The sequence below is a fragment of the Streptomyces niveus genome (genome assembly GCF_001723055.1).
GTDB lineage: Bacteria > Actinomycetota > Actinomycetes > Streptomycetales > Streptomycetaceae > Streptomyces > Streptomyces niveus.
In genome coordinates this window covers 1-10,597 of sequence record NZ_MDCR01000366.1, presented here as the reverse complement: position 1 = coordinate 10,597, position 10,597 = coordinate 1, and the positions used below count along the sequence as shown (strand labels likewise).

General features: G+C 70.2%; 12 protein-coding genes. 9 read left to right on the top strand and 3 right to left on the bottom strand.

The features are described from left to right. The 5 genes from BHU15_RS33065 to BHU15_RS33045 form a co-directional block, all read left to right on the top strand. On the top strand, window positions 1-1,408 hold a 1,408-nt coding region (locus BHU15_RS33065), incomplete at its 5' end, for an alkaline phosphatase D family protein (protein ID WP_069630505.1). Between the two features lie 75 nt (window positions 1,409-1,483). Further along, complete coding sequence (locus tag BHU15_RS33060) at window positions 1,484-2,446, top strand: zinc-binding dehydrogenase (RefSeq protein ID WP_069630504.1); 963 nt, start codon at window positions 1,484-1,486, stop codon at window positions 2,444-2,446. Between the two features lie 10 nt (window positions 2,447-2,456). Then, entirely contained in the window at window positions 2,457-2,792 is a 336-nt protein-coding gene (locus BHU15_RS39500) for a hypothetical protein (protein ID WP_069630503.1), read from the top strand. 49 nt (window positions 2,793-2,841) lie between these two features. Then, entirely contained in the window at window positions 2,842-3,051 is a 210-nt protein-coding gene (locus tag BHU15_RS33050) for a helix-turn-helix domain-containing protein (protein WP_069630502.1), read from the top strand. Beyond that, complete coding sequence (locus tag BHU15_RS33045) at window positions 3,051-3,602, top strand: Clp protease N-terminal domain-containing protein (RefSeq protein WP_069630501.1); 552 nt, start codon at window positions 3,051-3,053, stop codon at window positions 3,600-3,602. The genes BHU15_RS33050 and BHU15_RS33045 overlap by 1 nt, the downstream gene beginning before the upstream one ends. An 18-nt stretch (window positions 3,603-3,620) precedes the next feature. Here the strand turns inward: BHU15_RS33045 and BHU15_RS33040 are convergent, their stop codons facing one another. Next, window positions 3,621-3,920: a hypothetical protein gene (locus tag BHU15_RS33040; protein ID WP_107422977.1), complete on the bottom strand. Its 300-nt coding sequence runs from the start codon at window positions 3,918-3,920 to the stop codon at window positions 3,621-3,623. 606 nt (window positions 3,921-4,526) lie between these two features. Next, window positions 4,527-5,738 carry an NAD(P)-dependent malic enzyme gene (locus tag BHU15_RS33030; RefSeq protein ID WP_069630499.1) on the bottom strand — a complete coding sequence of 404 codons (1,212 nt, stop codon included), beginning with the start codon at window positions 5,736-5,738 and terminating at the stop codon, window positions 4,527-4,529. Between the two features lie 535 nt (window positions 5,739-6,273). Here BHU15_RS33030 and BHU15_RS33025 point away from each other — a divergent pair. Genes BHU15_RS33025 through BHU15_RS33015 form a run of 3 tightly spaced genes read left to right on the top strand, consistent with a single transcriptional unit; the run spans window position 6,274 to window position 9,019 of the window. Further along, entirely contained in the window at window positions 6,274-7,236 is a 963-nt protein-coding gene (locus BHU15_RS33025) for an ABC transporter substrate-binding protein (protein ID WP_023538723.1), read from the top strand. Between the two features lie 29 nt (window positions 7,237-7,265). Next, on the top strand, window positions 7,266-8,231 hold the full coding sequence (locus BHU15_RS33020) for an amino acid ABC transporter permease (protein WP_031229581.1): 966 nt from the start codon (window positions 7,266-7,268) through the stop codon (window positions 8,229-8,231). 35 nt (window positions 8,232-8,266) lie between these two features. After that, the gene (locus BHU15_RS33015; RefSeq protein WP_167756163.1) at window positions 8,267-9,019 is read left to right on the top strand and encodes an amino acid ABC transporter ATP-binding protein; all 753 of its coding nucleotides are present in this window, start codon (window positions 8,267-8,269) and stop codon (window positions 9,017-9,019) included. 53 nt (window positions 9,020-9,072) lie between these two features. Here the strand turns inward: BHU15_RS33015 and BHU15_RS33010 are convergent, their stop codons facing one another. Next, window positions 9,073-9,855, bottom strand: a complete 783-nt coding sequence (locus tag BHU15_RS33010; protein ID WP_069630506.1) for a class I SAM-dependent methyltransferase — start codon at window positions 9,853-9,855, stop codon at window positions 9,073-9,075. Between the two features lie 107 nt (window positions 9,856-9,962). Between BHU15_RS33010 and BHU15_RS33005 the strand changes: the two genes are divergently transcribed. Next, complete coding sequence (locus tag BHU15_RS33005) at window positions 9,963-10,592, top strand: CGNR zinc finger domain-containing protein (protein WP_023538727.1); 630 nt, start codon at window positions 9,963-9,965, stop codon at window positions 10,590-10,592. The last annotated feature ends 5 nt before the right edge of the window (window positions 10,593-10,597 follow it).

Genomic DNA, 10,597 nt, shown 5'->3' with positions numbered 1-10,597 from the left:
GCTCGGCGTCGGCTCCGGCGACCCGCAGCCCACCGGCGTCGTGCTCTGGACGCGGCTGGCGCCGGAGCCGTTCGCCGAGCCGGGCGAGCAGCCGCTCGCCGAGGTCGTCGACGTGCGGTGGGTCGTCGCCGAGGACCGCGCGCTGCGCCGTGTCGTGGCGCGCGGCACCGTTCCCGCGTCCGCGACCCTCGCGCACAGCGTGCACGTGCCGGTGGGCGGTCTGCGCCCCGGCCGCACGTACTACTACGCGTTCACCGCGCTCGGCAGGACCAGCCGCGTGGGCCGCACCCGTACCGCCCCCACCGGCCATGTCCGGCGCGCCCGTTTCGGGACGGCCAACTGCCAGAACTACCCGCAGGGCCACTACGCCGCGCTGGCCGCCCTCGCCCGCGAGGACCTGGACTTCGTCATCCACCTCGGCGACTACATATACGAGCACGGCCCCGAGGGCAGCGACATCCGGGACCACAACGGCCCGGCAATCTACACGCTGCACGACTACCGCAAGCGCCACGCCCTCTACAAGGGCGACCCGTCGCTGCGCGCCGCACATGCCGCACACCCGTGGTTCCTGACCTGGGACGACCACGAGGTCGCGAACGACTACAGCGGTACGGGCGGCGGCGCCCCGTTCATGCAGCGCCGGGCCGCCGCGTACCAGGCGTGGTACGAGCACCTGCCGCACCGCGGCGCCGGCGACTCGGTCCTGCCGGACATCGACATCCACCGGGTGCGCCGCTGGGGCGACCTGCTGGAGCTGGCCGTGCTCGACCTGCGCCAGTACCGCTCCGCGCAGAACCTGCCCGACGGCACCATCCTGGGCGCCGGCCAGAAGGCCTGGCTGAAGAAGACCGTCGACCGCGCGCCGGACAGCTGGCACGTGTGGGCGAACTCGATCATGCTCAGCCAGCTGCGCGGCCGTCCCGGCGGCGGCTTCATGTTCACCGACCAGTGGGACGGCTTCCTCGGCGAGCGCGAGGAGGTGCTGGGGCACGTGCACAACAGCGGCCTCGAAGACCTCGTGGTCCTCACGGGTGACTGGCACTCCGCGTTCGTCGACGACATCCGGCCGGACTACGACAACACCGATTCGCCGGTCATCGGTACGGAGTTCACGGCGCACTCGGTGTCTTCCAGCGCGTACGACGCGCAGTGGAACGCCACGAACGGGCCGCTGATGGGCGCGGGCAACCCGCACCTCCAGTACTTCGAGGGCAATCGGTACGGCTACGACGTGTACGAGGTCACGCCGGAACGGTTCAGCACGCATATGCGGGTCATCGAGGACCGCCGCGACCCGGCCTCGCCCGTCTCCACCCTGACCACGTTCCATGTGGACCGGGGCACGGCGGGCGCGTACGAGGACCCGGCGACGAAGTCGTCGCCCGCGCAGTACCGCAGGGACTGAGACCGGACGGGGGCGGGACCCGACTCACACGCCGGTGTGGTTCCACGGGTCCCGCCCCCGATCTAGGGTCGGGGCATGTTCGCCGCCTACGCAGCCCGCATCGACCCCGACCAGCCCCTCACCGGACTTGAGTTGGGCGAACGCCCGGCTCCCGAGCCGCGCCCCGGCTGGTCGACCGTGACCGTCAAGGCCGCCTCGCTCAACCACCACGACCTCTGGACCCTGCGCGGGGTCGGGTTCTCGGAGGACCGGTTGCCCATGATCCTCGGCTGCGACGCCGCCGGGATCGACGAGGACGGCAACGAGGTGGTCATCCACTCCGTCATCGGACAGACCGGCCACGGCGTCGGTCCCCGTGAACCCCGCTCGCTGCTCACCGAGGTCTACCAGGGCACCTTCGCCGAGCGGGTCTCCGTCCCCACCTGGAATCTGCTGCCCAAGCCCGCGGGGCTGAGCTTCGAGGAAGCCACCTGTCTGCCGACCGCCTGGCTGACCGCGTACCGGATGCTGTTCACCAACGCCGGTGTACGGCCAGGGGATTCGGTCCTCGTCCAGGGCGCGGGCGGCGGTGTCGCGACCGCGGCGATCGTCCTCGGCAAGGCCGCGGGGCTACGGGTGTACGCCACGAGCCGCGACGAGGCGAAGCGCGGGCGCGCCGTCGAACTGGGCGCCACCGACGCGTTCGAGCCCGGCGCGCGGCTGCCGCACCGCGTGGACGCCGTCATCGAGACGGTCGGCGCCGCGACGTGGTCGCACTCGATCAAGTCCCTGCGCCCCGGCGGCACGCTGGTGATCTCCGGCGCCACCAGCGGCGACCGGCCCTCGCACGCGGAGCTGACCCGGGTCTTCTTCCTGGAGCTGAGGATCGTCGGCTCGACGATGGGCACGAAGGACGAACTGGAGGACCTGCTTGCCTTCTGTACGGCGACGGGCATCCGCCCGGTCATCGACACCGTCCTGCCGCTGGACCGGGCGCGCGAGGGCTTCGAGCGGATCGCGGCGGGCGATCTGTTCGGCAAGATCGTGCTGACCGGCTGAGGGGGCGACGGTGGACACACTCATCCCGTTGCTGGTGATCGTCGGCTGCCTCGCGGTCGTCATGGGCTTCTTCGGCCGGCTCGCGCTCCTCGTGCGGCGCCGGGGCAGCGCGGGCTCGGCGATCACCGCCGCGATGGCCAGTTACGACGAGGCGTTCCGGGTGACCGCGCACGAGGCGCACTACGAGATCCAGGCGGCCGCGGAGCGCCAGTTGCCGCTGCCGTCGCCGGACGATCCGGCGGGCCGCGACCTGGGCGGGGCCTCCTCGTACGAGCCTCCGCGCCGTCGGCCCGCCGCCCGCCGCCGCTCCGTACTGCGGCGCCTGGGGCGGCTGTTGCGCGGCTGAGTGTCAATTCTGGTTGACGCGACCGACTTGTCAACGTAGATTGACATCCATGACCGATGCAACGGACCTCGCCGAACGGGCGGGCGACCGCGACCCCCGCGTCGGGCTGCGAGCGGTCGCCGCGCTGCGGCGGCTGCTCGAACAGCTCGAAGCCGTCCAGGTACGCAGCGCCCGCAACCAGGGCTGGTCGTGGCAGGAGATCGCGGCCCAGCTCGGTGTCAGCAGGCAGGCGGTACACAAGAAGTACGGGAGGCAGTGATGTTCGAACGCTTCACGAAGGGCGCGCGCGCCGTGGTGACGGGCGCCGTCACCGAGGCCGAACGCACGGCGTCGCCACGGATCACCGACGAGCACATGCTGCTCGCGCTGCTCGACTCGCAGGGGACGCGATCGGCGTTCGCCTTCGCCTCGCTCGGCATCCTGGACCGGCGCGCCTCGGTGGAGGCGGGGCTGGCCGACGCGCGCCGGCGGGGCGGCATGACGCAGGCCGACACCGCCGCACTCGCCGAGATCGGGATCGACGTCGAGCGGATCGTCTCGAAGGTCGAACAGACGCACGGCGAGGGCGCGATGGGGGCGGGCGGGACGGCGAAGCGGGGCTGGACGTCGCACAGGAAGTTCACGCCCGCCGCGAAGAAGACGCTGGAGCAGTCGCTGCGGGTCGCGCTGGGCCGGGGCGACAAGGAAATCAGCGACGGCCACATCCTGCTGGCGCTGACGGCCCGGCCGGGCGTGGTCTCCGACGTGCTCGCGGACCACGGGGGGACGTACGGGGCGGTGGAGCGCGCCCTGTTCGGAGAACCCGGCTAGCCGGTTCCGGGATGCGCCTCAGCGCCAGTCGCCGATCACCCAGGCCAGCAGCCGGGGCCGGGGCTCCCAGTCGCAGCCCACGATCACGGAGGTGTCGACCACCTTGGTGGTGACGACCTGACTGGCCGTCCACGTGAACCCGTCGTACAGCTCGCCGGGCTCCGCGATCCGGTCCGGGCCCTCGGCCACGTTCGCCGGCGGTTCGGGGATGTCACAGCCGACGTACGGCAGCGGCTGGCCGAGAAACCAGCCGCCGACGAAGACGGAGTACAGCACTGCGGTGGCGCCGAGACGGCGCGGGGTTATCCAGGTGGGCACCGAAGGAGTCTTCCACGCACGGGAGTTGGGCGCCGGGCACATACCGGATCGAATTGAACCGTCTCCCCGCCGATTCCGTAGCAACGGTCAACGGACTCCGCGGGGCAGTCGGCCGGACATGCTTCTCGTCATGACTCGCGGGGTGCGGCAGATCAGAGCATTCGCGATCGATCGGAGCACCACGCGATGGCCCCTCAGGACTCTCAGTCACTCGATGACGCCAGGGACAAGGCCCAGAACGAACTGTTCGCGACATACGCGAGGATAGAAGCCGCCGCGCAAGCCGGGATCAGGCAGCCCACAGCGGAGCAGTGGAGCGCCATCACGAACCCGTCCTCCACCACTCGGCAAGCCGGCGGGCAGCAGCGGACGGCGAACACGGCCCTCACCTTCCTGCCTCCGACGACCCCCGCGGACTACGCGCGGAGTTCGGCCACCCGCCCCAGCGGCGGACAGGCGTCCGGCCAGTCGAACGCGAAGAATCCCGGTCCCGGCCAGTAGGCGGTCCGCCAGAGGCCCGGCGCACGCCTCACCGCGTCAACGGCCGGGCGTGCGGGGCTCGCCGGTTCCCCCGAGGCCGGCGAGCCCCGCACACATCGTGACGGCTCAGCGCCGCGCCACACCCTCCGCCCGGGCCGCCTCGGCGACCGCCGCCGTGACCGCCGGGGCCACCCGCTCGTCGAACGGGGACGGGATCACGTAGTCGGCCGACACCTCGTCACCGACCACGTCCGCCAGCGCGTTCGCCGCCGCGATCTTCATGCCCTCCGTGATGCGGGAGGCCCGCACCTGAAGCGCGCCCGCGAAGATCCCCGGGAACGCCAGCACGTTGTTGATCTGGTTCGGGTAGTCGCTGCGCCCCGTCGCCACCACCGACGCGTACTGGTGCGCGATGTCCGGGTGGACCTCCGGGTTCGGGTTGGCCATGGCGAAGACGAACGCCTCCGGTGCCATCGAGGCGATCGCCGGCTCCGGGACCGTACCGCCGGAGACGCCGATGAAGACGTCCGCGCCGGCGAGCGCGGCCTCCAGCGAGCCGGAGAGGCCCGCGCGGTTGGTGATCTCCGCCAGTTCGCGCTTGACGTCCGTCAGGTCGTCGCGGTCGGGGCTGACGATGCCCTTGCGGTCCGCGACCGACACATCGCCGATCCCGGCCGCCAGCAGGAACTTCGCGATGGCGACCCCCGCCGCCCCCGCCCCGGAGATGACGGCGCGCAGATCGCCGAGCGTGCGCCCGGTGAGCCGCGCGGCGTTGCGCAGGGCGGCGAGCGTCACGACGGCCGTGCCGTGCTGGTCGTCGTGGAAGACGGGGATGTCGAGCCGTTCCTGGAGCCTGCGCTCGATCTCGAAGCAGCGGGGCGCCGAGATGTCCTCCAGATTGACCCCGCCGAAGGACGGCGCGAGCCGCACGACGGTGTCGATGATCTCGTCGGTGTCGGTCGTGGCGAGCGCCAGCGGCACCGCGTCGACGCCGCCGAACTGCTTGAACAGGATCGCCTTGCCCTCCATCACGGGGAGCGAGGCCTCCGGTCCGATGTCGCCGAGGCCGAGGACCGCGGTCCCGTCCGTCACGACGGCGACGACCTGCGACTTCCAGGTGTAGTCGTGGACCAGTTCCGGGTTCTCGGCGATCGCCGTGCACACCTTGGCGACACCGGGTGTGTAGGCGAGGGACAGGTCGTCCTTGTCCCGGACGGGCACGGTGGCCTGGATGGCCATCTTCCCGCCGCGATGCAGCGCGAACGCCGGATCGAAGGGCTCGTCGGTGTCGCTCTCGATGTCGCTCTCGCTGCGAGGATTCACGATCTCCGCTGCCATGTTCTTGACCCCTTAGGTCTCTTCATCGGTTGAGGGTGTCCACTCCTGGGTTACGGAGGGGTGGGCGGGCACCGCGTACGTGTCCTGTTATCGGCGGTTGGAGCGCCGAACAGGAGGAGGTACGTACGCGCCGGGCGCGCCGCACACGCGCCCTGAGCCCCGGATGAGGGGTGTAGCTGTCCTTCATACCGGACGGGCCTCGTCGGCGTGACGTCCACGACTCCATCTACAAGCGGTGACATGACTCATAGCGGAGTTTCAGGACACTTCCGCGGCACGACACGAAACCACTCGCGAAGGCGGGACGGACCGAAGATCGTCCGGCGGGATGAAGGTTCACCGGCAGATGGTCCGGTTGTGGTGTGCCGGCCGGCCGGGACGCGGGGGTCACCCGTTATCCGATTTTGACATGACGAGCCCACTGATCGGACCAGTCCGAATGGCAAGATGCCCTAATCAATCGCACACGGTCGCGACACTCGATGGCGCGTGCCCACCGCGTGGTAATTCCCTCGTCCGCCGGAGGATCCAAATCATGACCGCCAGCTTCACCAGTCGTACCACCGCCGGGAAGTCCCGGATCGCCGCGGTCGGCGCGATCGCGGTCGCCGGCGCGCTGCTGCTGACCGCCTGCGGCGACCAGACCGACAGCGGGAAGAAGGACTCCCCCGCGAGCACCAAGAGCGCGCCCCTGGCCGACCAGCTGCCGAAGGCGATCGCGGACAAGGGCGTCATCAAGGTGGGCTCCGACATCGCGTACCCGCCGGTCGAGTTCAAGGACGACGCCGGCAAGACCGTCGGTATCGACCCCGACATCGCCGCCGCGCTCGGCAAGCAGCTCGGTGTGACGTTCGAGTTCGAGAACGGCACCTTCGACACGCTGCTCACGGGTCTGCGCTCCAAGCGCTACGACATAGCCATGTCGGCCATGACCGACACCAAGGACCGTCAGGAGGGTGTGGACTCCGAGACGGGCAAGAAGGTCGGCGAGGGTGTCGACTTCGTCGACTACTTCACCGCCGGTGTCTCGATCTACACCAAGAAGGGCGACGACAAGGGCATCGCCGCCTGGTCGGACCTGTGCGGCAAGAAGATCGTCGTCCAGCGCGGCACCGTCTCGCACGACCTGGCCAAGGCCGAGTCGACGAAGTGTACGGACGGCGGCAAGAAGGCCATCGGCGTCCAGGCGTTCGACAACGACCAGCAGGCCCAGACGCGGCTGCGCGCCGGTGGCGCCGACGCCGGTTCGTCGGACTTCCCGGTCGCGGCGTACGCGGTGAAGACCTCGGGCGGCGGCAACGACTTCCAGCTCGTCGGCGAGCAGATCGAGGCCGCCCCGTACGGCATCGCGGTCGCCAAGGGCAACGACGAGCTGAGCAAGGCGCTCCAGGCCGCGCTCGACGCGATCATCAAGAACGGCGAGTACGACAAGATCATCGCGAAGTGGGGCGTCGACGCCGGCGCGGTCAAGGAAGCCACGATCAACGCCGGCACCTGATCCGCGCCCGCCTCCGAAAGGCAGCACCCGTGTCTGTTGACATAACGAAGTCGGACGGCCCCTCCGACGCGCCACCACCGGGACGCGCGGGGTCGGCCGGACCCGCCGGACCGGAGGCCATCAAGGCCATCCCGGTCCGGCACTACGGGCGGTACGTGAGCGCGGTCGTCGCCCTCGCGCTGCTCGGGACGATCATCTACGCGTTCTCCCAGGGAAAGATCAACTGGGGCGCCGTACCTGACTACTTCTTCGACGACCGCATCCTCACGGGCGTCGGCCAGACGATGCTCCTCACGGTCCTGTCGATGGCCATCGGCGTGGTCGGCGGCATCGTCCTGGCGGTCATGCGGCTGTCGAAGAACCCGGTGATGTCGTCCATCGCCTGGTCGTACATCTGGTTCTTCCGCGGTACGCCGGTCCTCGTGCAGCTCATGGTCTGGTTCAACCTGGGCCTGGTCTTCGAGTACATCAACCTCGGTCCGATCTACAAGGACTACTGGGCCAGTTTCATGACGCCGTTCCTGACGGCGCTGCTCGGCCTCGGCCTCAACGAGGCCGCGTACATGGCGGAGATCTGCCGCGCCGGTCTGCTCTCGGTGGACGAGGGTCAGACGGAGGCGTCGCACGCGCTGGGCATGAGCCATGCCAAGACGCTGCGCCGCGTCGTGATCCCGCAGGCGATGCGGGTGATCGTGCCGCCGACCGGCAACGAAGTCATCAACATGCTGAAGACGACGTCGCTGGTGGCGACCGTGCAGTTCTACGAGTTGCTGAGATACGCGCAGGACATCGGGCAGACGTCCGGCGCCCCGGTCGAGATGCTGTTCCTCGCCGCCGCCTGGTATCTGCTCATGACCTCGGTGCTGAGCGTCGGCCAGTACTACCTGGAGCGGCACTACGCGCGCGGCTCGCTGCGCACCCTGCCGCAGACGCCGCTGCAGCGCGTCAGGGCCAATCTGTTCTCACTGGGCCGCCCGAAGGGAGGCGCCGCATGACCGCCACCGCGAAGACGACGCACGGCAGTGGCGCGATGGTGAAGGCCGAGGCCGTACACAAGTCGTTCGGCGCCGCGCACGTGCTCAAGGGCATCGACCTGGAGGTCGCGCCCCGTGAGGTCTTCTGCCTGATCGGGCCCTCCGGCTCGGGCAAGTCGACCTTCCTGCGCTGCATCAACCATCTGGAGCAGGTCAGCGCCGGGCGGCTGTACGTCGACGGCGAGCTGGTCGGCTATCGCCAGAAGGGCGACAAGCTGTACGAGCTGCGCGACTCCGAAGTCGCCCTGAAGCGCCGGGACATCGGCATGGTCTTCCAGCGCTTCAACCTCTTCCCGCACATGACGGCCATCGAGAACATCATGGAGGCACCTATGCAGGTGCGCCGTGAGCCGAAGGCCGTCGCCCGTGCGCGGGCCGAGAAGCTGCTGGACCGGGTGGGGCTCGCCGACAAGGCGAACGGCTATCCGTCCCAGCTCTCCGGCGGCCAGCAGCAGCGGGTCGCGATCGCCCGCGCGCTGGCGATGGAGCCGAAGCTGATGCTCTTCGACGAGCCGACGTCGGCGCTCGACCCGGAGCTGGTGGGCGACGTCCTGGACGTGATGCGTGATCTCGCCGAGTCCGGCATGACGATGATCGTCGTGACGCACGAGATGGGCTTCGCCCGCGAGGTCGGTGACGCGCTGGTGTTCATGGACGACGGGGTGGTCGTGGAGTCGGGCCATCCGCGCGACGTCCTGACCAATCCGCAGCACGAGCGGACGAAGTCGTTCCTGTCGAAGGTGCTGTAGACGCCACGAGGGAGGGTGTGACGGACCGGTTGGTCCGTCACACCCTCCCTCGCTCACTTCAGGGCGAGCATCAGCGAGTCCGACGGCGAGGACCAGACCGCGCGCGCCTCGCCGAAGCCGGCGCCGATGAGCGTCGTCGCGTGCCACTCGGCGGAGGGGGTGTCCCCGTCGGCGTGCTCGCCGTAGATCGCGAACCGCTCGGCGGTCGGGCCCGCGAGCACCGGGTCCTTGGCGGCCAGGTCCCACCAGTCGGCCCAGTCGAGGGCGCCCTCGGCCTTGGCGCGGTCCATCTCCCGGTGCCGGTGGACGCGTTCGGCCTCGTTGATACGCGGCGTGGCCGGGTCCGTCATGTGGTCGGCGTTCATGAAGACGCCGCCGGGCCTGACGAGGCCGGCGAGCTGCCCGTACAGCACGGCCAGCGGTCCGCTGTGCAGCCAGTGCAGGGCGGTGGCGGTGAGGACGGCGTCGTACGAGTCGTACGGCAGCTTCGCCGTCCAGTCCGGGTCCTTGAGGTCGGCCCGCACCAGCGTCAGCCGGCTGTCCCCGGCGAAGTAGCCGCCCGCGATGGCGAGCAGCGCGGGGTCGAGGTCGACGCCGGTGCTGGTCGCGCCCGGGAACCGCTGGAACAGCCGGTCGGTGATGCTGCCCGTGCCGCACGCGAGGTCCAGCACCCGGGGTTCGCGTCCCACCAGGGCCTCGACCATGTCGAGCATCACCCGGAAGCGCTCCTCGCGGTCGGGCATGTACCACTCCTGCTGGCGGTCCCAGCTGTCCTGCCAGGCCCGCCAGTCGGCCCGCCGCCCCGCGTCCACAGCAGTCACCGTCTCCGCTTCCATGCCCGCGCCCGTGCCCGTGTCCACCATCGGAAACCTCCGCACCGTAATACCCTGTAGGCAAGACCAGCTATTACGCCGACCATAGACCGCTGCCGTAAGGACTACAAGTGGAACTGGCCTCTTACTCGGACTACGCCGTACGCCTGGTCAACACCGAGGAGCCGGCCCGCGGTACGGACACCCTGACCTCGGTCGAAGCCGTCCGGGCGCTCTTCGGTGAGTCCACGCAGGCGTCACGCCGGGCCACCGACGCGGACGTCACCCGCTTCCGTTCCGTACGCGGGCGGCTACGGGCGATCTTCGCGGCGGCCGACGGGGACGAGGCGACGCACGCCGTCGACCTGCTGAACTCGCTGCTGCTGGAGTTCCCGGTCAGCCCGCAGATCTCGGGCCACGACTTCCTCGACGACGAGGGGCACCCGCGCTGGCACATGCACCTGGCGGAGCACTCGTCGAACGCGACGGCGGGCTTCGCCGCGATCGCCGCGATGGGCCTGGCGTTCCATCTGACGGAGTACGGGGTGGACCGGCTCGGCCTGTGCCAGGCGGCGCCGTGCCGTAACGCCTACCTCGACACCTCGACCAACCGCTCCCGCCGCTACTGCTCGGACCGCTGCGCGACCCGCGCCAACGTGGCCGCCTACCGGGCCCGCAAACGCCTGGAGACGGAACGGTCCGACAGCACGGGCCGCAGCGCGGAGAAGGCCCACGCGACCGCCCCGGCCACGGACCGCTGATCCCC

Excerpts from the sequence above, each read along its gene's own strand:
- BHU15_RS33060 (WP_069630504.1), top strand. The coding sequence starts at position 1,484 with ATGTTCGCCGCCTACGCAGCCCGCATCGACCCCGACCAGCCCCTCACC.
- BHU15_RS33050 (WP_069630502.1), top strand. The coding sequence starts at position 2,842 with ATGACCGATGCAACGGACCTCGCCGAACGGGCGGGCGACCGCGACCCC.
- BHU15_RS33045 (WP_069630501.1), top strand. The coding sequence starts at position 3,051 with ATGTTCGAACGCTTCACGAAGGGCGCGCGCGCCGTGGTGACGGGCGCC.
- BHU15_RS33030 (WP_069630499.1), bottom strand. The coding sequence starts at position 5,738 with ATGGCAGCGGAGATCGTGAATCCTCGCAGCGAGAGCGACATCGAGAGC.
- BHU15_RS33025 (WP_023538723.1), top strand. The coding sequence starts at position 6,274 with ATGACCGCCAGCTTCACCAGTCGTACCACCGCCGGGAAGTCCCGGATC.
- BHU15_RS33015 (WP_167756163.1), top strand. The coding sequence starts at position 8,267 with ATGGTGAAGGCCGAGGCCGTACACAAGTCGTTCGGCGCCGCGCACGTG.
- BHU15_RS33010 (WP_069630506.1), bottom strand. The coding sequence starts at position 9,855 with ATGGAAGCGGAGACGGTGACTGCTGTGGACGCGGGGCGGCGGGCCGAC.